This is a genomic window from Bacteroides sp. LFL-34 (genome assembly GCF_027257075.1).
Classification (GTDB): domain Bacteria; phylum Bacteroidota; class Bacteroidia; order Bacteroidales; family Bacteroidaceae; genus Bacteroides; species Bacteroides ovatus.
The window spans coordinates 41,631-65,297 of the sequence record NZ_JAPQKZ010000024.1 but is presented as its reverse complement, the minus strand read 5'-3'; the positions used below and the strand labels follow the sequence as shown (position 1 = coordinate 65,297).

The 23,667-nt window shown below is 43.1% G+C and carries 15 protein-coding genes and 1 tRNA gene; 6 read left to right on the top strand and 10 right to left on the bottom strand.

Translation table 11 applies throughout. The features are described from left to right. Positions 1-47: 47 nt before the first annotated feature. The 6 genes from meaB to N5O98_RS15310 form a co-directional block, all read right to left on the bottom strand. A complete protein-coding gene (gene meaB, locus N5O98_RS15335) occupies positions 48-1,139 on the bottom strand; it encodes a methylmalonyl Co-A mutase-associated GTPase MeaB (protein ID WP_004305376.1) in 1,092 nt (363 codons plus the stop codon). 11 nt (positions 1,140-1,150) lie between these two features. Then, positions 1,151-2,218 carry a DUF1573 domain-containing protein gene (locus N5O98_RS15330; protein WP_004301426.1) on the bottom strand — a complete coding sequence of 356 codons (1,068 nt, stop codon included), beginning with the start codon at positions 2,216-2,218 and terminating at the stop codon, positions 1,151-1,153. A 236-nt stretch (positions 2,219-2,454) separates the two neighbouring features. Next, positions 2,455-8,190 carry an alpha-2-macroglobulin family protein gene (locus tag N5O98_RS15325; protein ID WP_004312096.1) on the bottom strand — a complete coding sequence of 1,912 codons (5,736 nt, stop codon included), beginning with the start codon at positions 8,188-8,190 and terminating at the stop codon, positions 2,455-2,457. Positions 8,191-8,756: 566 nt separating this feature from the next. Continuing rightward, entirely contained in the window at positions 8,757-8,927 is a 171-nt protein-coding gene (locus N5O98_RS15320) for a hypothetical protein (protein WP_004301421.1), read from the bottom strand. An 882-nt stretch (positions 8,928-9,809) separates the two neighbouring features. Next, positions 9,810-11,267, bottom strand: coding sequence for an aminoacyl-histidine dipeptidase (locus tag N5O98_RS15315; protein WP_004312095.1), 1,458 nt, complete (start codon positions 11,265-11,267; stop codon positions 9,810-9,812). Between the two features lie 121 nt (positions 11,268-11,388). Next, positions 11,389-12,375, bottom strand: coding sequence for a lysylphosphatidylglycerol synthase transmembrane domain-containing protein (locus tag N5O98_RS15310; RefSeq protein ID WP_004312094.1), 987 nt, complete (start codon positions 12,373-12,375; stop codon positions 11,389-11,391). Between the two features lie 116 nt (positions 12,376-12,491). On the opposite strand from N5O98_RS15310, the gene rsmA reads away from it, so the two are divergent. The 3 genes from rsmA to N5O98_RS15295 all read left to right on the top strand — a co-directional run bounded on the left by rsmA (position 12,492) and on the right by N5O98_RS15295 (position 16,633). Beyond that, on the top strand, positions 12,492-13,292 hold the full coding sequence (gene rsmA / locus N5O98_RS15305; RefSeq protein WP_004312093.1) for a 16S rRNA (adenine(1518)-N(6)/adenine(1519)-N(6))-dimethyltransferase RsmA: 801 nt from the start codon (positions 12,492-12,494) through the stop codon (positions 13,290-13,292). A 61-nt stretch (positions 13,293-13,353) separates the two neighbouring features. Continuing rightward, the gene (gene mgtE, locus N5O98_RS15300; RefSeq protein WP_004312092.1) at positions 13,354-14,694 is read left to right on the top strand and encodes a magnesium transporter; all 1,341 of its coding nucleotides are present in this window, start codon (positions 13,354-13,356) and stop codon (positions 14,692-14,694) included. 85 nt (positions 14,695-14,779) lie between these two features. Next, positions 14,780-16,633 (top strand): DUF349 domain-containing protein, encoded by a 1,854-nt coding sequence (locus N5O98_RS15295; protein ID WP_008776525.1) that lies wholly within the window; start codon positions 14,780-14,782, stop codon positions 16,631-16,633. 245 nt (positions 16,634-16,878) lie between these two features. On the opposite strand, the gene N5O98_RS15290 is transcribed toward N5O98_RS15295, so the two are convergent. Beyond that, positions 16,879-16,949, bottom strand: a tRNA-Gln gene (locus tag N5O98_RS15290). Between the two features lie 264 nt (positions 16,950-17,213). Between N5O98_RS15290 and rsfS the strand changes: the two genes are divergently transcribed. Genes rsfS through N5O98_RS15275 form a run of 3 tightly spaced genes read left to right on the top strand, consistent with a single transcriptional unit; the run spans position 17,214 to position 20,598 of the window. Beyond that, entirely contained in the window at positions 17,214-17,573 is a 360-nt protein-coding gene (rsfS, locus tag N5O98_RS15285) for a ribosome silencing factor (protein WP_004310984.1), read from the top strand. Positions 17,574-17,582: 9 nt separating this feature from the next. Further along, positions 17,583-19,733 (top strand): ATP-dependent zinc metalloprotease FtsH, encoded by a 2,151-nt coding sequence (gene ftsH / locus N5O98_RS15280; protein ID WP_022199101.1) that lies wholly within the window; start codon positions 17,583-17,585, stop codon positions 19,731-19,733. 16 nt (positions 19,734-19,749) lie between these two features. Beyond that, on the top strand, positions 19,750-20,598 hold the full coding sequence (locus tag N5O98_RS15275) for a phosphatidate cytidylyltransferase (protein ID WP_004310986.1): 849 nt from the start codon (positions 19,750-19,752) through the stop codon (positions 20,596-20,598). 106 nt (positions 20,599-20,704) lie between these two features. Here the strand turns inward: N5O98_RS15275 and N5O98_RS15270 are convergent, their stop codons facing one another. The 3 genes from N5O98_RS15270 to surE form a co-directional block, all read right to left on the bottom strand. Further along, positions 20,705-21,496: a NigD1/NigD2 family lipoprotein gene (locus N5O98_RS15270; RefSeq protein ID WP_004310987.1), complete on the bottom strand. Its 792-nt coding sequence runs from the start codon at positions 21,494-21,496 to the stop codon at positions 20,705-20,707. Positions 21,497-21,590: 94 nt separating this feature from the next. After that, positions 21,591-22,727, bottom strand: coding sequence for a lipid-A-disaccharide synthase (gene lpxB, locus N5O98_RS15265; RefSeq protein ID WP_004310988.1), 1,137 nt, complete (start codon positions 22,725-22,727; stop codon positions 21,591-21,593). A gap of 78 nt (positions 22,728-22,805) precedes the next feature. After that, positions 22,806-23,573: a 5'/3'-nucleotidase SurE gene (gene surE, locus N5O98_RS15260; RefSeq protein ID WP_004310989.1), complete on the bottom strand. Its 768-nt coding sequence runs from the start codon at positions 23,571-23,573 to the stop codon at positions 22,806-22,808. Between the last annotated feature and the right edge of the window lie 94 nt (positions 23,574-23,667).

The following is a 23,667-nucleotide window of genomic DNA, read 5'->3' as shown; positions in this document are numbered from 1 at the left end:
GCTAAATGTATTCTTTAAGAATCAGAATCTTATTATCATTTAAAGTCTCATTTCAAATCCTCAAAATAAGTATCGAGCAAGCTTCTTGCAGCTATAAACGAAGTCAGGTTGCCTTTCAATACCTGCTGTTCTTTTTCTAAGAGCATTGTTTCAATCTTCGGATTATGATAAAAGCTGTCACGAAGTTGTTCATTGATGCTTTCATACATCCAATATTTACTTTGCTCGTTGCGGCGATATTCAAAATAGCCGTTTTCTTTCACAAAGTCAATGTATTCGTAAATCATGTCCCAGACCTCCTTCACTCCCAGATTATAAAAACCGGAGTAAGTCAATACTTTGGGAATCCATCCGGATTCAGGCGCAGGAAACAGATGTAATGCATTACGGAATTGAGTGGCAGCCAACTTGGCACGTTCCAGATTATCTCCATCGGCCTTATTGATAACGATACCATCCGCCATCTCCATAATACCACGCTTAATCCCTTGCAGTTCATCGCCCGTACCGGACAACTGAATCAACAGGAAGAAATCAACCATCGAGTGAACAGCCGTTTCGCTCTGTCCCACTCCTACGGTCTCCACAAAAATCTTATCGAATCCGGCAGCTTCACAAAGAATAATCGTCTCACGTGTTTTACGTGCCACTCCTCCCAAAGAACCGGCTGACGGACTAGGGCGGATAAACGATTTAGGATGTACGGAAAGCTGCTCCATACGCGTTTTATCCCCTAAGATACTGCCTTTACTACGCTCACTACTAGGGTCGATGGCCAATACCGCCAGTTTGCCCCCCTTTTCGAGCACGTGCAGACCGAATACATCTATGGATGTACTCTTTCCCGCACCGGGAACGCCGCTGATACCAATCCGGATCGAATTACCGGAAAATGGCAGACACTTCTCTATGATTTCCTGTGAGACAGCCTGATGTTCAGGCTTTACGCTTTCCACCAATGTCACAGCCTGACTCAATATGGTGACATCACCTTTTACGATACCTTCTACAAACTCTGCTACTGAAAGTTGGCGTTTCTTAGGTTTCCGCTTTAAGTAGGGATTCACAGATGAGGGTTGCTCAATGCCTTTATTGACAACAAGCCCCTTATATTCTTCACTATTTTCAGGATGTTCCATAATCATAGGATTTAGCGTTTGATATTGATTTCAACTTTCGGGCGTAACGGATCATTTGTTATCATCAGGATACGTAAATGATGCTTCTTATTACCTACGTCACGCTTACGAATAGTTACTTTGAGCTTCGTCATTCCATCCGGAGGAAGGACCGTCTTCTTCAGGCTCACTCCTACCGACGAATTGAATACCTGCAACTTACTGATGACTAACGGAGTCTTTCCGGAATTGGCTATCAATATATCATGGCTTACCTTATTCTTCTTTATCAACGGGATACTAAGATCAATATCCGTTTCCGAAATGTGCATGGCAGGAGCGTTCAAAGAATCTTTTTCCGTCATACGAGAGAAGTCGGGAAGAAGAATGGCCGAAACCGGTATTTCATTATCTTCGCTCACCTTATCACCGGAGAAACGGGAAAGGTAGACAGAAGTCTGTGTCAATCCGTAATCTTTTAGCTGGCTCGCATCCAGCGTCAGTTTGATAGTTCCCTTCTTGCCTTTCAACAAGACTTTGGGTTCCGCTTCCATTTTCAGATAAGGAGGCAGATGCATCAATACCGGTTCGTAAGGACGATCCGAAAGATTGGCGATATCAAAGGTCAATGAAGGCTGCTGTCCGCGATAGACATCGGGGAAAGCAAACTCATCACGATCCAAACGAATATTTCCGATTGTATAAGGAAGTAGCTTTGTATAATCTTTTATTTCCTGCACGACTTCACCGGTAAACTTCAGATAGACCAAGCTCGGACTGGCATTGCTATATATTCCTATCGACTTTTCAAAATGTCCTAACGCTTTTGCGTCAAAAGAAGCTTTTACTACTCCTTTTCCTCCCGGGGCAATCGGTTCTTTAGTCCAGTCGGCCACGGCACAGGCACAAGAGGTTGTGACGTTGGTCAGTACCAATGGCTGGTTTCCCGTGTTAGTGATGGTATATTCCACTGTCACCGGACGTTTCCACTCAATTTGTCCGAAGTTATGTGTCTCTTTATTTGAAGAGATACGAGGTTGGGCAACGGCTGCCAAAGCGACAGTAAGTAAAGATAATATAGATAATAAACTACGTTTCATGCGATATTTTTTATTTTGGTGCACAAATGTAGGGGTTTTAGATGAGTTTTTCACCACAGATTACACAGATTAACACAGATTGGGAAAAGACTTTACTTAATAGCAGTCCTTGTAAGCCCCTGTTTATAAGAAAAAAGTTCCTCACCGACGAAGGATGCCTTCCTCGGTGAGGAACACCCTCTTCATCGGTGAGGAACGCCTCGCTCGTCGGTGAGAATAAAAATCCCCTGCCGGAACTATTTAATAATAATTGTCATCGAAGCAGAATGCGAAGCGTATTCCGGTGCATAAGCACACTGCATAGTTGCCAAACCTGTTTCGTAAGTTCCTGCACGACTGACACGGTAACTATATTCCAACACGTATACACCCTTTCCTAAATGATCGAAGAAGAAATTAGTCGATGCATCTTTGATGTCTACGTAATAGCCAAGCCCGTTGTTCCAACGATAACCGGAGATACTGCCGATCGGTTCGAAACAAGCGCCCCGCTGATCTTTCAACTGTACAAAGTCCATCGGACGGTCTACGCGGATGCTCAAACGGGAAACGACTTTATCACCTACCTGAAGAACCGTTTTGGCAGTAATAGGCTGTAATTGAGGCACGTTATTCATCGTACGCTCCACATACAACTGTTTCTCAACATTCAGGTCGCCGCCCTGTTGTTTCACATCACTGACAGGAGATTCAAATTCTGCATACACAGCTCCCCAAGCAATACCCGGATTTCTCTTTTCCACTTCAATCTTGCGGGCATCCACCACATTCTTCTGTGTGAAAGAACGTTTGATATATCCCAATCCAGGAACAGTCGTTTTACTTGGACTAACAGTTTCCAGCACTTCATTAGCAATCACAATCCGTACATCTCCCTGATTGTCGAGTAAATTAGCGCCCTTCATCAGCAATGCAAATACCGCATCGGCAGTAGCTACCGGAGAATTCCACTGTTGTGTCTGCTTTTGCTTCAACAACCAAAGTTTCATTTCTTCCACTGTATCGGTATTGCCACCTGTCTGTTCCAGCGCTTCCATCACATCTACATGAGCCTGCATCTGCATTCCGCCCCATGTATATGGATTCTCGTTGAAAGCAAAGAACATTCCCTGTTCATCTGTCTTCGTCAGATGTTCTTTCAGAGAAGCGACAAATTCCTGCGCTTCCTTCTTGCGTCCGGCTTTATCAAGCACAATGGCGGCAATCGCTTTTGTATCCATCGAAGGAGAAGTCAGCAATTCTCCTACCTTAGAAAGATAATAGGTATAAGCCGCTTTATTGGCTGCGGGTACCTGCTCTCCCGAAATAGCGATGAGATACAAATATTGCAGAATACTGCCCGAAACGCCAGTAAACTTCACACCGTCTTTCTGTGCTTTCAGGATTTCCTTATACTCGTCCAAAGCTGATTGATGAAGGTAAGCGAAAGCCTTCTGTTGCAAGGAAAGAGCCGATCCGCTTAATTTCTCACCTGTCAGCATAGCCAGACGGGCATTCAGTTCGGCGATATAGGTAGTTACAGATCGACTCCCGTTCATTCCTTTATACCAGGACCATGCCCCATTTGAGTTCTGTAACTCCTGCAATCGAGTCAAAGCTGCGATATTATTACTACGGATGTTATTCAAATCAAACAAGGTGGCGATGCGCTCTTTCTGTTGCTCTTCCGTCTGTGCTTCGAGTACCCAGGGAGACTCGGACAAAATGATATTCTTCACTTCCTGATTCTTTTGCAGATTGCTCAAGAACGTTTCTTTCGTACCTCCTTGCAGTTTCCAACTTTCAAATACCGCTTTGATCTTCGGCTGACTGTTCATGATAAACGAAGCCAATGTATTGGCATAGTAGGCAGTAGCCCAGGAAATAGCGTTATTACTTGTCGGAAGACTCAATGAAGGCAATGCCTGAACGGCATACCAAGCCGGGTTTCCTGTAAATTCAACAGTTAGTTTACGATCTGTGGCTGTTTTACTTTGTTGATTGAACAGATGATCGAGTGAGAAAGTACGGGTTTCTTCTCCACGCACTGGCATTGGAAGTGTCTCCACCAAATGCTCTTTATTGCTAAGAACCGGAAGCAACTGTTGTTCTCCATCGCTGAAAGTACCACTGTCGGCAATCATCCGGCATCCCACTATTTCGTATTTATCACTAACGATAAACTGGAAGTCCACACCCATTGTCTTTCCGGCAGCAAGGCTGAATTTCTGTTTTTGTGTACTGATAACCTTCTCTGTCATCGGGTCAAAAAGGACCAGACTGACCGTTCCGGCTTGCGGCTTACCAGTCATATTAGAGATAGAAGCTGCCAGAGAAGTCTTATCACCCACACGCACAAAACGAGGGAGATTAGGAGTCAGCATAAATTCTTTGCTTGTGGTAGCTTCGCCATCCAATGTTCCCGTCAACATTCCCTTTGTATGAGAATATCCACGGAAGTTCCAACGCGTCAGACTTTCAGGCATCGTGAATGAGAAAGAGATCTCTCCCTGTTCATTGGTGCGAAGTTGAGGATAGAAGAATGCTGTTTCTGCTAAATTGGTACGCAAGTCAGCAGATGCTTCGGGAAGCATTTCGTTGTCAGATGCCTCATCCGCTTTTTCTCCCGTGGGTATCATTTCCGATTGAAATTCAACATTAGTCATGGCATCAGCAGCCATAGCCGATTTCATCTTTGGCGCATTACTCCTTAAAGTTGCAACGTCCAATGTCGAAACGCTACCTGTCACCGTCAACTTTCTCGTCAAGCCATATCCTCTCACTATTACTTCACCCAAATCTCTTCCATTATTATAATAGTCCGATAGCATCACAAAATGGTCATACTCCAGTGATGGCACTTTGAGACTCTTCGTATTCCACCAGTAGTTGAATGAATTATTGCCGGAATATCCACTCATCCAGTTAGAATATGGGACAATCTGGTTATAATAGATTTGGAAATTCTGTTGCCGATTCCATATTTTATCCAAGGAAGCATCATACATCGTTGCCAGCATTTCCGCGTTAGCAGCTTGTCCTTGCGGCGTTTTAATCGTCAGCTTCCATTCTTCCTTTTGTCCCGGACGCAATTTATCACGGAACACTTCCCACTTCATAGTCAGTGTCTTATCAGGAATCCGTTTGGTCAGCCGCACCTGTTCCTGATAAACCTGTCCGTCCCTCACCATACAGAGATTCACAAAGACACCATCCCCATAACTTTCCCGATATGGATACTCGAAACGTACAATCGTATCTGACAAATTCAACGTCTTGCTCTCCAGCAATTTATCACCGGAAAATACATTCATCATCACATAAGCATCTTTTTTCGACGTACCGAAACAGAACACGGCCGGATGGGCAGCATCAAATTCCGTATTTGCACCATAGAACCACATCGTCGTTTCTACAGGCGGACGTTTGTCCTCAACAGAGAAAAGAATCGTGTTGGTGTCAGCAGTCACTTCCTTGCCCTGATTATCTTTCACTGATGCTTTCAGCACATAAGGTCCCGATGGAAGATTCTTCCAGTCAAGCGTCATGTCTTCATTAGAAGTAAAGGTTCCCGTTGCAACCGGTTTCTCTTCCAACTGCTTAAAGTCCTTGTCTTTGGCAGGGTACAAGTAATAATTCCCCTTCACCTCCACAGGTTGTCCATTCAGGTTCTGCACTTTAAACATTGTTTCGAAGGGTTGATCCTTGCAAGTCTTATCTTGCAATTCCACCTGCAAAATCAACGAACGGTTTCCTGCCGAAATCACGTCCGTAGAAGATTGTGTTTCACCTGCCACATTGGTAACAGTGGCCTCAATGGAATAACGATAATATACCTTATCATTATTCTTATAAGAGTCACTTTCCTGCAAACGAACCGGTATCGTGAATTCTCCATTCTCATTGGCCATCACTTCACCGGAAGCAATCTGCACAGATTCCGCAAACCGCCAAAGGCTGTATGCAGAACGCTTTACCGTATATTTCACCGGAAGATCCTGAAGCAGCACACCACTATAAGATTGTACCTTACCCTTCACCTGTACCTCATCACCCAGTTTGTAACTTCCTTGTTGCTTTTCAAAAGTGATATCAAATGTCGGACGTTTATAATCTTCTACCCGAATGCCTGTATGGTCTCTTCCCGCTTTCAAAGAAAACATTCCGTTCAAACAGGCCGAAGGCAATGCGAAATCGGTGGTAAACGAACCGAACTCATTGGTACGTACCGACTTCTGCCCTACTTCCTGATTGTTTACATCCAATAAAGTCACCGTATATTCCTTGTTCGGAAGTACATTCGCCGTATCCGATTGTTGAGAATAAGCAATTCCCTTCACATACACAGTCTGTCCGGGACGATACAAAGAACGGTCGGTCAATAAAGTCATATTTTCAGTCACTTTATCTTCGTCGCCGTAATATCCGTAACTTCCTGCATAAATGCCTTGTTTCGGCATTGCCGTATCCGTCCCCTTGGAAGCTTTCAGATAGCGGTATTCGGATTTCCAGGGAAATACGACCTTACCCTCTTCGTTTGTCGTAAACTCCTGCAACACTTTTTCGTCATTACTGTACATCGTCACTTTCGCATGGGGAATAGGATACCCTGTCTGTCCATCCAGCGTCACCACTTGATACTGTTTGTCCGGCAAACGGCATGTCAGCACTTTGAAACGTGTTACATCAAACTTGCTTTCACTATCTCTCTTCGCACGAATATCCGGTATGATACGCATCACGTAAGATCCAAGTTCAGGAGCTTTGAATGTAAACACAGTGTCCTGCGTCTGATAATCTTTCGGACGAAGCACAGCGTAATGTTGTTCCTTTATCAGTTTCTTCGCCTGATAAAGACGGACAGTGAAACCATCCAGATTTTTGTGTGAGACCCTTAATTCTATCTCTTCGTTCGGAAAAGCCAAATCGGATGCATTAACATTCAAATAAGGAGCCAATATCTCTTCCCGAAGATTCTTCAAAGCATTGATTCTGCGATAGCCTGGATAAAGGCGGATTGCCTCATCGCAAAGCTGCAATGCATTGAGCTGCTGTTGTTTTCCAATAGTATACCGGGCTTCTGCCAAATAGACTTCGGCACAGATCGGTTCGGAAGCATACTTGCTTTTCAATGTGTTCAAAGCTTTCAGATAAGTATCTTCCGTCAGTACCGGAAGTTCGCCCTTAGCCTGCAGAGGTCGAATATTCCGATCAGCATTCCATCTCCATTCCAGGTAGTTAAGTGCTGTCAACACATAACCTTCTTTTAATCCGGTTGCTTTATAAGCGGGAATCATATTCCCATAAATAGCTATTATATCTTGTTTGACCGGATTCACAGTACCGTCATTAGTAATCCTGTTACTCAATTCTTCCACCCGTTGCAGTGCTTCAATGCTACGGGAAGCCAATAAATGATACATATCATGGTGATAGTATTCGCTCGTTTCCCCCAGTTCTACAAAAGGAATATAGCCGCGTGAGGACGTTTTGAGCAGCAATACAGAATCGGCCAATGCCTCCTTTATATTTGTCCGCACTTTTTCGATGAACATATTGGCTGTCCATTCACGCATATCGGTAGCAGGTGTCTGGTCTACGATTTCTGTCCGTTGGCGGAGTTGCCACTGATTGCTGGCTGCATAATCTGCATAGATTCCCGCTATCAAAGAGTGTAGGATGGCGCGATCCATTGGTTGGTCAGTCTGTTTCACCCATTGTTCCAGTCCTTTCAAATCAGCGTAAAGACTGTCGGGATTCAACATTTCCCGATATTTCATCCGCCACGTATATGCTTTGAGCATTTGTGGAGAGTTTTTCTCTTTTTCCCCTTTCTGATAAATCTCATCAGTCAGTTTTATCACAGTCTTAGGCAAGCTCTTTTTCTCCGCTTGCTCCACTTCTTTCCATAATTTGTCGAAAGTTTGTGCCTGTACCGCCGGAATCACTCCCAACCATAGCAGCACCATCATACAAATTTGCTTTACTTTCATAATCTTTCTAGTTTAAGTTTGCTATAAGTCTCACTCTTATAAATAACAAAGTAAGGAAATAAAGTTTAAAGATTTGTACTTTTTAGCTTAAAAAAAGCTTTTATCAAGCTATCAGCCCCATACCATATTGTATAAACATTAGCCTATTAATCAACTCGCTCTGGAATAAAATAAAAAGTCCAAAAACTGCCACTCGGTTTATTATTTAATTGAAAAGTTTATCTTCTGCAATAAGATTCACCTATCTCTTACAAGTTCATAAATGCAAAAGTATCTTGCACCTTACACTAAACCAGCGATAGTCAACTGATATACAAGTATTTGAAGCAGTGCAAGATACCGTTGCAGATGCGTGCAAGATAGAGGTATCTTACACACTGTCTCGTTTATAAGAATCCGGGCATATTCATAGAAGACACTCAATAATTTGCAGCACCTCTACATAAAATGGCTTGTTCATGCCGGTGAACAAGCTGTTTTATGCCTTGAGACCAACAGTTTCAAGTAATGAAACTACCAGTTTCACACCGGAAAACTAAGTGTTTAATACCTTGAAACTAAGTGTTTCAAGCGTATGAAACAAACTGTTCACAAGCTTGAAACTGATTTTCCCCTATGGAGAAGCCAATCGAAACCTTACGGAATACAATTAATTCATCCGTATCTATTATCTCGTTCAGCCTGTTATTCCAGATAATATTACGCCAGTTATCAGACACAAATACATCATCTTTCATGTATTAGTACCAGACAAATCAGCATACAACTTACTATAAATCAACTATTAAGCACTTATTACAGGTATAATTGTAGGGTGAGAGTAAAAATTACCCTCACCCTACAATCACAGTTACCCTCACCCTTTGTAACATCGATGAACAAAGGCTTTCAAGTGATTCGGTGAGGGTGTGATAGTAAAATCAGCCAAACTCGCATGTGATACATTCCAGCCCAAGTGGCAAAAGACAGTGTACCCAAACACAGAAATTAAAGGAGGAACTGACACTGAAACAGATCCCCCGCCACAGTTGTTAGCTAAAACAACTCTATATAAAATTTTAGATATAAAAAATGGGGATATCGTATTTAATAACGTATCCCCACTCTAAACTTAGTTAATGTACTTGTTCTCATTTCTCAATTCTGTACCCCCATGAAAGCATTTCATTACGACCTACTTCACTAAGGATTTTTCTAACTAAAGAACCCATTTTCTTTGCCATAATCTTTAAACCTTTTAAATTACTAATTCCTGAAAACTAAAAAATAAAACTTACTTGTTTGGTTTGGTATTAATTGTTGAATATCCCCAAACATGTACATCGGCTTCGCCGATCTTTCTAAACAATCTTTTTAAACTTTTCATTTTGTTATCCTCCTAATTACATGTTTTACAACACAAAAATACAGCCTTTGTTTATACATTGATCTAAAAAAGAGAGAAATTTATGTTTTATAGCATATTTCTTGATTTGCATCAATTAATTTATTTGTTATAAAGCAGAATTGTAATATACGCTGCAATAAATATGAAAAAAGGCACAGATGAAATATCATCCGTGCCTTCACTATGGTCACCTATTATATAATAGGAGAATATTTATATAAAGAGAAATACGTTATTTCATTGGAGTTTGCTCCAAAGTTGCCACCAGGAAGTCATAGAACTTCTGTACGGTAGGAATCAACGCTCTTTCGTCCGGTGAATGCGGTGAACGCAAAGTCGGACCAAAAGAAATCATGTCCAATCCCGGAATAATAGCACCGATAATACCACATTCCAAGCCAGCGTGAATCACTTTCACTGCAGGTTCTACACCAAACTGTTGTTTATAGGATGACTTCATCGCATGCAAAATCGGAGAATTTACATCAGGTTGCCAACCGGAATATCCGCCTGTCATCTCTACCTTCATCCCTGCCATAGAGAAACAAGACTCCAGGCTGGTAGTCAGATATTCTTTCATGCTATCGCTTGAACTGCGAGCCAGAATCTTAATGGCTGCCTTTCCTTCACCAATCGTTATAATAGCAAGGTTGGAAGAAGTTTCTACCGTATCTGGAACAGTAGGGATCATACGTGTCACACCGTTCTGACAAGCAAAGATTGCATCAATCAGATTGTCCTGAATCTCTTCAGGCACTTGCCCCGCAGGAAGTTCCACACGTTCAGCCGTAAAGCTGATCGGTGTTTCAATTGCCGAATATTCTTCATTGAACAGGTCTTCGCAGTATTTCACCAAGCCCAATAGTTCTTCTTCATTTTCAGCCGGAATGGTAATAACCGCATGTGCTTCACGTGGGATAGCATTACGCATATTACCACCTTCCCAGCTAGCCAAACGGGCTTCATAGCTGGCAACCGCCTCACGAACGAAACGAACCAGCAACTTATTAGCATTGGCACGTCCTTCATTGATTTCCAATCCCGAATGTCCGCCACGTAATCCTTTCAATGTAACTTTCACTGCGATATCTCCTTCTTCGGGAGCTACTTCCTTATATTCCAGGGTAGCAGTTACATCCATACCTCCAGCACAACCAATATACAACTCGCCTTCATCTTCCGAATCCAGATTCAAAAGAATCTCTCCGTTCAGTGTACCCGGTTTCAAGCCGAACGCACCGTACATGCCGGTTTCTTCGTCTTTCGTGATAAGAGCTTCCAAAGGACCGTGTTTCAGGTCTTTTGCTTCCAACACGGCCATAATAGCAGCTACACCCAGTCCGTTGTCTGCACCCAGAGTAGTGCCTTTTGCTTTTACCCAGTCACCGTCTATATAAGTTTCAATCGGATCTTTTTCAAAATCGTGTACAGTATCGTTGTTCTTCTGCGGAACCATATCCATGTGCGCCTGAAGAATCACACCTTTCCGGTTTTCCATACCCGGAGTGGCAGGTTTACGGATAATCACATTACCTGCTTCGTCTACAAAAGACTCCAGCCCCAGCTCTTTTCCGAAACCTAAAAGAAATGCTGTAATCTTTTCCATGTGTCCTGACGGACGGGGAATCTGTGTCAACGAATAAAAATGCTTCCACACGTTCTGTGGAGCTAAAGAAAGAATGGTACTCATAATAAATATTTTAAAACTATTTTAAATCTGATAATTAAACAGTGCCAAGTTATGGAAAAGTTTTCAGATGACAAAGGAGGTTGGCAAAAACATGTAAGAATATACACTTTTAGCTAAAAATTTACGCCCGATGTCTATTGGTGAACGGCAGAGCAGCCAAGCCGTACACACCCAATAAAACAACCAAAAAGGTTTGAATACCGTGTACAATCAGGGCAAATATTCCGGCATCCGTCACGTTTACTCCATAAAGCATCATCATAGAAATGATGGCAAAATGCCAGGGTCCCGCTCCGTTAGGGGTAGGCACAATTACGGCAAACGTGCCGCCGACAAACATGACCAATGCCGCAAGGATACCCAAATGTGCCGTAAAGGCAAAGCAATAGAATGTAAAATAGAAATGGAGAAAGTAACAAGCCCAAATAGCCAGTGTATAAAAAATAAAGAGGGGAATGTTGCGCACGCCTTTTAAAGACATAATTCCTTCCCATATATTCAATACAAATCCTTTCACCCGTTCATAGAAGAACAGCGTTTTTCTTAAATAATAAAGAAGTATCACCACACCAATAAAACAAAACAGAATGATATAAAACCATACCGAAGTCAAAAGGTGGATTAATGAAGGGATTTTCGTTCCGGTCTGCTGAAGGAAAGTGACGAATATCGGTAATTGGAGCAATACAGTGATGCCTGTGATGAGGAGAATAGTCAACGTATCGACCAACCGCTCCGTAACGACTGTTCCCAACGACTTGGCAAACGAGACATTATCATATTTCGCCAACACTCCGCAACGGCTCACCTCCCCGATCCGGGGAACCACCAGACTGGCAGCGTATGAAATGAAGATAGCATTCACGCAATCGCTCTTTTTCGGGAAAGCGTCCAACGGTTCCAATGTTTGTCTCCACCGCCAACCACGAAAGACTTGTGCAAACACTCCGAACAATAACGAGAAGAGCATCCACCACCAATTTGTACCGTGTAACAACACATCGCCCGCTTTTGTAAAATCAAAGTCGCGATATACCCAGAATAAGATAAAGCCGCCTAAAACAACCGGTAATATCAGTTTCAGCGTCTTTTTTAATAGTTTCTTCATCCTTAATTCTTCATTAGCTTCGCTGACACATCATTTATTTTTTAATAAATAGTGGTACGTTCTTCATTTAAAAGAATTACCTTTGTCAGCTGCAAAAGTAATTATTTAGTTGGTAAATGAAATTAGTAAAGCCTAAAAAGTTTCTCGGACAACACTTTCTGAAAGATCTGAAAGTTGCGCAAGATATTGCCGATACAGTCGACACCTTCCCCGAACTGCCTATTTTAGAGGTGGGGCCGGGTATGGGAGTATTGACCCAGTTTCTAGTAAAGAAAGACCGATTGGTAAAGGTCGTAGAAGTTGACTATGAGTCGGTTGCTTATCTTCGCGAAGCCTATCCGTCACTGGAAGACCACATCATCGAGGATGACTTCTTGAAAATGAATCTTCACCGGTTGTTCGACGGGAAGCCTTTCGTACTGACTGGTAATTACCCGTATAATATTTCCAGCCAAATCTTTTTCAAGATGCTGGACAACAAAGATATCGTCCCCTGTTGCACGGGAATGATTCAAAAAGAGGTAGCCGAACGTATTGCAGCCGGACCGGGCAGCAAGACATACGGTATCCTTAGCGTATTGATACAGGCATGGTATAAAGTGGAATATTTGTTCACTGTCAGCGAACACGTGTTCAATCCGCCTCCCAAAGTGAAAAGTGCTGTTATCCGTATGACACGCAACGAGACTAAAGAGTTGGGATGCGACGAAAAACTGTTCAAGCAAGTAGTGAAAACGACCTTCAACCAGCGACGGAAAACATTGCGCAACTCCATCAAACCTATTTTAGGCAAAGATTGTCCGCTCACGGAGGACATCTTATTTAATAAACGCCCGGAACAACTATCGGTAGCCGAATTTATCGATCTGACCAATAAAGTGGAAGAAGCATTAAAGACAGCCGGCAACGCCCAATAATTGGCGGGCAACAGTGAGCAGAGAACTGGATTTTGTAATTCGTAATTTGTAATTGACAACGATGAACGAGGAATACATTGACAACGTTAAACACCTTATTGAGCAAAAAGACGCCGACAAGGTAAAAGGTCTTCTCATCGACCTCCATCCGGCCGACATCGCCGAATTGTGCAATGACCTGAATGCGGAAGAGGCTAAGTTCGTCTATCGCCTGCTCGATAACGAAATTGCCGCCGACGTGCTTGTCGAAATGGACGAAGATGCTCGTAAAGAGCTGCTCGAAATGCTTCCTTCGGAGACAATCGCTAAACGCTTCGTTGACTACATGGACACGGATGATGCCGTAGACCTGATGCGTGAACTCGATGAAGACAAGCAGGAAGAGGTTCTTTCGCACATCGAGGACATCGAACAGGCAGGAGACATCGTCGACTTGTTGAAATACGACGAAAATACCGCCGGTGGTTTGATGGGTACGGAAATGGTACTTGTCAACGAAAACTGGAGTATGCCCGAATGTCTGAAAGAGATGCGGCAACAGGCGGAAGAACTGGACGAAATCTATTATGTATATGTCATTGACGATGACGAACGTCTGCGAGGTATCTTCCCGCTCAAAAAGATGATTACTTCCCCTTCTGTATCGAAAGTGAAACACGTGATGCAGAAAGATCCGATTTCGGTACACGTAGATACTCCCATTGACGAGGTAGTACAGGCGATTGAGAAGTATGACTTGGTGGCTATCCCCGTTGTCGACAGTATCGGTCGGCTTGTGGGACAAATCACCGTCGACGACGTCATGGATGAAGTCCGTGAGCAGTCGGAACGTGACTATCAGTTGGCATCCGGTCTTTCGCAGGACGTAGAAACAGACGATAATGTATTGAGACAGACCACCGCCCGCCTCCCCTGGTTATTAATCGGTATGATCGGCGGAATCGGCAACTCTATGATATTGGGTAATTTCGACTCCACCTTTGCTGCCCATCCCGAAATGGCACTGTACATCCCGCTAATCGGTGGTACAGGAGGAAATGTCGGAACACAATCTTCGGCAATCATCGTACAGGGTTTGGCAAACAGCTCGCTGGACGCTAAAAATACCTTCAAGCAGATTACCAAGGAATCGGTAGTAGCTTTAATTAATGCCACTATTATCTCCTTATTAGTATACACCTACAACTTTATCAGGTTCGGCGCAACGGCTACGGTCACCTATTCCGTATCCATCAGCCTGTTTGCCGTGGTAATGTTCGCTTCTATTTTCGGGACACTGGTACCGATGACGCTGGAGAAGTTCAAAATCGATCCAGCCATTGCAACAGGTCCGTTTATAGCCATTACAAATGACATCATCGGAATGATGTTGTACATGGGAATAACCGTTTTATTGTCATAAAAACACGATAAACAAAAAAAAATAAGCAAAATAGTATGAAGTAATCGTTTTATTTCATTAATTTGTGACCCAAAACTAATATACAATGATGGACGCTCATGACACTAATCAACCCTTGAACCAAGGGGAATTAGAAGAAGAAAAGAAAACAGTCGAGGTTTCTGAAGCTATTACAGAGACTCCGGCTGAAGATGTTACTGCCGAAGTTCAACCTGAAGCAGCTCCTAAACCTGCCACTAAGGAAGATGTACTAAACCAGCTAAAAGAGCTTGCGCAAGATGCTGAAAATGCGAACAAGCAGGATATTGACAATCTGAAACAATCATTCTACAAGTTACATAATGCCGAGTTGGAAGCTGCTAAGGTACAGTTTACAGACAACGGTGGAAACATTGAAGATTTTGTTGCCGAAGAGGACCCGACGGAAGAAGAATTCAAACGCCTGATGGGGGTTATCAAGGAAAAACGCAGTAAACAGGTTGCCGAACTGGAACGCCAAAAGGAAGAAAACCTGCAAGTGAAACTTTCCATTATTGAAGAACTGAAAGAATTGGTGGAATCCGGAGATGACGCCAACAAATCTTATACGGAGTTCAAGAAGCTGCAACAGCAATGGAATGACACAAAACTGGTGCCGCAAGGTAAAGTGAATGAACTTTGGAAAAACTATCAATTATATGTAGAGAAGTTCTACGATTTATTGAAACTGAACAATGAATTCCGCGAATATGACTTCAAAAAGAATCTAGAAATCAAAACGCATCTCTGCGAAGCTGCCGAAAAGTTGGCTGACGAGGAAGATGTTGTTTCCGCTTTCCACCAACTTCAGAAGTTGCATCAGGAGTTCCGCGATACAGGTCCGGTAGCCAAAGAACTGCGTGATGAAATCTGGAATCGGTTTAAAGCAGCTTCTACCGCTGTCAACCGCCGCCATCAGCAGCACTTCGAATCGTTGAAAGAAGCCGAACAGCATAATTTGGATCAAAAGACCGTCATCTGCGAAATCGTTGAAGCGATTGAGTATGATGAACTAAAAACATTCTCTGCCTGGGAAAACAAGACCCAGGAAGTGATTGCCCTGCAAAACAAATGGAAAACTATCGGTTTTGCGCCGCAAAAGATGAATGTGAAGATCTTCGAGCGTTTCCGCCATGCCTGCGATGATTTCTTCAAGAAGAAAGGAGAATTCTTCAAAAGTCTGAAAGAAGGAATGAACGAGAATCTGGAAAAGAAAAAAGCGCTCTGCGAAAAAGCGGAAGCCTTGAAAGACAGTACAGACTGGAAAGTAACTGCCGATGCACTGACCAAACTTCAAAAAGAATGGAAGACCATCGGACCGGTTGCCAAAAAACACTCGGATGCAATCTGGAAACGGTTTATCACAGCTTGCGACTACTTCTTTGAGCAAAAGAACAAGGCCACTTCTTCACAACGCTCTGTCGAAACAGAGAATATGGAAAAGAAGAAAGCATTGATCGAAAAGTTATCCGCTATCGATGAGAACATGGATACCGAAGAAGCAAGCAATCTGGTTCGGGATTTGATGAAGGAATGGAACTCTATCGGTCATGTGCCGTTCAAAGAAAAAGATAAGCTATACAAGCAATATCACGGATTGATCGATCAGTTATTCGACCGTTTCAACATCAATGCTTCCAACAAGAAGTTAAGCAACTTCCGTTCGAACATTAGCAATATCCAGGGGGGCGGCACTCAATCTTTATATAGAGAACGCGAGAAACTGGTACGTACTTATGAGAATATGAAGAATGAACTTCAGACTTATGAGAACAATCTGGGCTTCCTAACTTCTACTTCCAAGAAAGGCAGCAGCCTGTTGACCGAACTGAACCGCAAGGTAGACAAGTTGAAAGCAGACTTGGAACTGGTATTACAAAAAATTAAAGTAATCGACGAATCAATTAAAGCAGAAGAATAATCCTCTGCCCGATTTAGAGAAATAAAAGAAACAGGTTTTATGCTCGCTTGAGCAATAAAACCTGTTTCTCTTTTCTGCTAAACAAGCTTATACAGCTTGTTTAAAGATTTATTTCTTAAACATCAACTTCACAGCTTCTTTTCACAGCAAATTTGCGTTTCTCTTGACTATGAATGTCCGGAAACAATAAAACCCTGCAAAAACTAATTCTTAGCAGGGTTCTATCTAAATTGACGTTGATTTTGTTGGGCTACCTGGATTCGAACCAGGAATGACAGGACCAGAATCTGTAGTGTTACCATTACACCATAGCCCAATGATTTTCGTTTGCGGGTGCAAAGATACAAATATTTTGGGAATTCAAAACAAATCCGATATTTTTTTTGCAAAAATGTCCAAATAAGCTTTCCAAACAAAAGTATCTCCACTAAAAAACACAAAAATTGAGGGATAACTTTCTTGTATCCAATAAATCAGCGTATATTTGTCAAAAATATCACGTTTATTATCAGAAACAAAGGGTCACCTTTTTTTGTTATAAACAAATAGAGAACATGAATTATTAATCCCAATTACAGGAATGAACGATACTAAAGTATTAATTGAAAAAATAAAAGAAGGAATTCAAGAGAAAAAAGGTAAAAAGATAGTCGTTGCCGATTTAACCAGCATAGAAGATACCATCTGTAAATATTTCGTTATCTGTCAGGGAAATTCTCCCAGTCAAGTGAGTGCAATAGTAGATTCAATCAAGGAATTTACACGCAAAGGTGCGGACAGCAAGCCTTATGCAATCGACGGACTCCGAAATGCAGAATGGGTAGCTATGGACTATGCCGATGTATTGGTACACGTTTTTTTGCCGGAGACAAGAGCTTTTTATAATCTTGAGCACCTCTGGGCAGATGCCAAACTTACTCAAATCCCCGATCTAGACTAATTAATGATTATGGACAATAATAATAGCAATAATAACAATAGCAATAAACCTAACAATAAGGTTAATATGCCCAAGTTCAACCTGAACTGGATGTATATGATTATTGCCCTTATGCTTCTCGGCCTCTGGTGGGGCAGTGATTCAAAAGGAGCAGGAAGCAAAGCTGTAACTTACAGCGAGTTTCAGGACTATGTAAAAAAGGGTTATGTCAGCAAAGTATTGGGTTATGAAGATAAATCAATCGAAGCTTTCCTCAAACCGACTGCCGTAGGGGCTGTTTTTGGAGCCGACTCTACCAAGGTGGGACGCAACCCTGTCATTACAAGTAGAACCCCGTCTACCGATAAACTGGAAGAGTTTTTGCAGGCAGAAAAGGAAGCCGGTCATTTTGACGGTTCATCCGACTATCCGCCCAAATCGGATATTTTCCCCGCAATTCTGATTCAGGTACTCCCGCTTGTCTTGCTGGTTGCGTTATGGATATTCTTCATGCGCCGTATGAGCGGAGGCGGCAGTGGTGGCCCCGGCGGCGTATTTAATGTAGGAAAATCAAAAGCCCAGCTTTTTGAAAAAGGCGGAGCCATCAAGATTACATTTAAAGATGTAGCGGGGCTGGCCGAAGCAAAACAAGAAGTGGAGGAAATCGTAGAGTTCTTAAAGGAACCGCAGAAATATACGGATTTGGGAGGTAAGATACCCAAGGGAGCATTGCTGGTAGGCCCTCCGGGAACCGGTAAAACATTGCTTGCCAAAGCTGTGGCCGGCGAAGCGAATGTACCTTTCTTCTCATTGGCTGGTTCCGACTTCGTGGAAATGTTTGTGGGTGTAGGTGCATCCCGTGTTCGCGACTTGTTTAAACAGGCTAAAGAAAAAGCTCCCTGTATCGTCTTTATTGATGAGATTGATGCCGTAGGACGTGCCCGTGGCAAGAACCCTGCAATGGGAGGAAATGACGAACGCGAAAACACATTGAATCAGTTGCTGACAGAAATGGACGGCTTCGGTTCCAATAGCGGTGTGATTATCCTTGCTGCTACCAACCGTGTAGACGTACTCGACAAGGCACTGCTCCGCGCAGGACGTTTTGACCGTCAGATACACGTGGACCTGCCCGACTTGAACGAACGTAAAGAAGTATTTGGCGTGCATTTGCGCCCGATTAAAATAGACGATAGTGTAGATGTGGACTTGCTGGCACGTCAGACACCGGGATTCTCGGGTGCGGATATTGCCAATGTCTGCAATGAGGCTGCACTGATCGCTGCCCGCCACGGAAAGAAATTCGTAAGCAAGCAGGACTTCCTGGATGCGGTAGACCGCATCATCGGTGGTCTGGAAAAGAAAACCAAGATTACAACGGAAGCAGAAAGACGCTCTATCGCTTTGCATGAAGCAGGACACGCCTCTATCTCCTGGTTGTTGGAATATGCCAACCCATTGATTAAAGTTACAATCGTTCCTCGCGGACGTGCATTAGGAGCTGCCTGGTATCTGCCGGAAGAACGTCAGATCACTACCAAGGAGCAGATGCTGGACGAAATGTGTGCTACTTTGGGAGGACGCGCCGCTGAAGATTTATTCCTCGGCCGCATCTCAACAGGTGCCATGAACGACCTGGAAAGGGTGACTAAGCAGGCATACGGCATGATTGCTTATTTAGGTATGAGCGACAAGCTGCCGAACTTATGTTATTACAACAACGATGAATATTCTTTCAACCGTCCATACAGCGAAAAGACAGCCGAATTGATTGACGAAGAAGTCAAGAGAATGGTAAACGAGCAGTATGACCGTGCCAAGAGAATTCTGTCGGAGAATAAAGAAGGACACAACGAACTGACGCAATTACTGATTGACAAAGAAGTAATCTTCGCGGAAGACGTTGAACGCATCTTCGGTAAACGCCCTTGGGCTTCCCGTTCGGAAGAAATCATGGCTGCTAAAGAAAGTCAGGATGCCGCAAGAGCTGAAAGAGAACTTGCCCAAAAGCTGAAAGAAGAAGAAAAAGAAATCAAAGAAGAGGAAGCTGAAAATACCGCAAAGGAAAAACAAGCACCCATAGACACCAAAGTTGCCGCAGAAGGTAAAAAGGTTACTGTGGAGGGCAAAGTTACCGTAGAGGGTAAATCCAATGAAGAAGAAGCTAACGGGTCCAACTAATTAAAACGAATAGATTTTGATTAATAATTTCATAAAACGAGCTATTACGGGTGTACTCTTCGTTGCCATCTTGGTGGGGGGCATCCTTTATGACGCATTCAGCTTTGGTATTCTGTTTACCGCTATCAGCGCACTGACCATTTATGAGTTCGGACAGCTGGTAAATATGCGCGCAGAAGGAGTGAAGATAAACAAGACTATTAATATGCTCGGCGGGGCTTACCTATTCCTTGCAATCATGGGATTCTGCATTGATGCGGCCGATTCGAAGATATTCATCCCGTATGTGCTTTTATTGCTTTACATGATGATTAGCGAGTTGTATCTGAAAAAGGAAAACCCGGTACTTAACTGGGCTTATTCTATGCTTAGCCAACTTTATATCGGACTACCTTTTGCTTTGCTGAATGTATTAGCATTCCATAACGATCCGGGATCAGAATACAGTAGCGTAAGTTACAATCCTATCCTACCGCTATCTATCTTTATTTTCCTTTGGCTGAATGACACGGGAGCCTATTGCATCGGTTCATTGATCGGCAAACACCGGTTATTTGAACGTATCTCTCCCAAGAAATCATGGGAAGGTTCTATCGGCGGCGGAGTGGTAGCAATCGGAGTATCTTTTATACTCGCTCACTACTTCCCATTTATGTCAATGATTGAATGGGCAGGACTGGCCTTGGTGGTTGTTATATTCGGCACATGGGGCGACCTGACGGAGTCGTTATTGAAACGCCAGTTGCACGTTAAGGATTCGGGAACCATTCTTCCGGGACACGGTGGGATGCTCGACCGCTTTGACAGTTCCCTGATGGCTATACCGGCAGCAGTCGTTTATCTATATGCATTAACATGGTTCTAACGGGGGATTCTTTCTCAATCGATTAGAGCTGAAACAAAATACAAAAGGTCGGGAACTTCTACGGAAGTATCCCGACCTTTTTCACACACAGTAAATCATAGTTAGGTTATCGGATCGAAGAAGTGGAATGAACATCCTTCGCTGCTTCCGGTACACCGACCGGATGATCCAGATCAAGCACAATCACTCTTCCTTCTCCATGTTCTCTTGAGTTTATTGTCACCTTAAACCCTTTGGGTGCTACCCAGGAATCTTTCGGCGTAGGGAAGAATTTTTCCAGATTATAAGAAACTCGTCCCCATCCCCAATAGTCAGTCACATCCTCATATGTATTATAACGCAGTTCCAAATGTATGTAACCATCTTCATCCACATTCAATGTTCCCGGTTCTGACGGTTCGCCCGGCTCTCCCGGTTCCATCTTATTTTGCACAAGGCTGATACGATGTTTCTCCGAACGAGGCAACTCCTGACGGAAAATTACGTTCAGGAACTTTCCTCCCAACCACATATCACCCTGATAAATCAGAATAGGATCATTTCCGAATTCTTCCGCTTCTTCCTCTGTCGACATATCTTCCACTTCTTTTGTCAACAGTTCCTGTATGCCTTCCATCTTCACCTGAACTCCTTTTCCTCCTTCCATGTCATACAAAGGATTGAAAAAAGCCACAACACGTTCACCGTCCACTGGTTTAAACCAAGGAATAGAAGTAGCAACCGGATCAATCACCCCCCAATTATCACCTTCCAAATAATATCCTCCTCCACCGGTTGCACGAACAGTCGCCCAGTCCCAGCTGAAATCTCCAATAGAATAACCATCATCATCACATGATTGCAACATTGGCACTAATGCCAATAATAAGATTCCTAAAAGCCACTTAAATTTTTTCATATCTTTTTCCTTTCATTATTTTAGTCTTCTGCTTTATAAATAAAAAAGCCGTGCATTTACTGCATCGGCTTTACGTTTATTCAGAAAAAGAAAGTTATTTTTTCAACAAACGCAGCATTTCACGAGCTGCATGACGGGGAGCACCGGCAGGTCCTAACCGTTCGGCTACATATTCATACCCCGAAAGCATCTCATTTCTATATGCTTCATTTTCAATGATATTTCTCAATTCGCTCTGCATATTCTTCACGGTCATCGTATCTGCCACCAGTTCTTTGACTACTTCACGGTCGGCAATCAAATTTACCAACGAAATAAATTTCACTGTCAGGATATGACGCCGCAAAAAAGAAACCACTTTCCCGATCGGAGTGTAATAACAAACCACTTGAGGAACACGAAACAATGCCGTCTCAAGCGTAGCTGTACCCGAAGTAACTAAAGCTACATCTGCATGCTGCAACAGGCTATAAGTCTGATCGAAAATGATTTTCACTTTCGCTTCTCCTACATATTGTTTATAATACTCGGGAGCAATGGCAGGTGCACCGGCCAAGACAAGCTGATAATCAGGAAAAGCGGAAGCAGCCTTCAACATATCCGGCAGATTATCTTTGATTTCCTGTTTCCGGCTACCGGCAAGAAGAGCGATAATCGGCTTATCCTCCAATTGGTTCTCCGCAATAAAGTGCTCCTTATTTTTCGGATGAGCTGCCTGATAGGCTGCCACCTCATCCACCGTAGGGTTTCCTACATAGTGAATGGGGTATTGATGCTTTCCTTCGAAGAATTCCACTTCAAAAGGAAGAATGGAGAAAAGCTCATCTACATCTCGTTTTATATTCTTGATACGGTATTCTTTCCACGCCCATATCTTCGGAGAAATATAATAGTAAACCGGTATCTGTGTCTTTGCATGGACAAACTTGGCAATATCAAGATTGAATCCCGGATAATCTACCAGAATAACAACGTCCGGTTCCCAGGAAACAATGTCTTCTTTGCAACGCTTCATATTTGCAAAGATAGTGCGCAGATGGAGTAATACAGGGATAAATCCCATGTATGCCAACTCCTTATAATGCTTCACCATCGTTCCTCCGACAGCCGCCATCAAGTCACCTCCGAAAAAACGGAAATCAGCCTGCGGGTCTTCTGCCTTTAAGGCAGCCATCAGATGAGAGGCGTGCAAGTCGCCGGAAGCTTCACCGACAATCAGATAATACTTCATTGAGTTGAGAGTTGAGAGTTGAGAGTTGGTAGGGATAGATGACTAACAGGGCGTCATGCTTTCTTTTTCAAATTTCAACTAATTAAACCATTTATTAAGTTCGTCCATAAAGTGATAAGCCGTCACGTCAACCGTAGTCGGGGTGATAGCAACATAACCATTTGCCAAAGCCCAATGATCGTTCTTCTCGTTTTCAGGTTCATGATCGGTAAATTCACCGGTCAGCCAAAAATAGTTAGAATCATTCAGACGAGGGCAGGCAGCCCATTCATTCGTCCAACGTCCTTTCGCCTGTTCACAGATTTTCACTCCTTTTATATCGGCTGTATCGGGGAAGTTCACATTCAGACAAGTTAAAGGAGGAAGTCCTTTTTCCAAGATCATAGCAGCGATATTGCGGATATAAAGTCCGGCAGCTTCAAAATCAGCATCGGGTGCATGATTGCACAAGGAGAAGCCAATAGAAGGAATTCCATTCAAACAGCCCTCAAAAACCACTCCCATCGTACCGGAATAATGCACGTTGGTGGCAGAATTATCTCCATGATTGATACCGCCGACTATCAGATCCGGAGTCCGATCGAGCACTGTGTTTCGTGCCAATTTGATGCAATCGGTCGGTGTTCCCGAACATTTATAAACAGTCAAGCCCACTTCTTTCTTTACTAACTGGTAATGAACCGGCTGCGTCACCGTCAGCGCACACCCACTACCGGAACGCGGAGCATCAGGTGCCATCACTATAATCTCACCCAAAGGGCGAAGAAACTTCACCAGTTCATTAATACCTTTAGCCATCACGCCATCGTCATTCGAAACAAGTATCAACGGCTTCTCTTTTTCCATATATTCAATCCTTTCCTTTTTTATATTCGCACAAAAGTAACAAAAAGAAGCCGTACCACCAAACACCTCCCCGCATCAGATCGAAAAGTCTCTT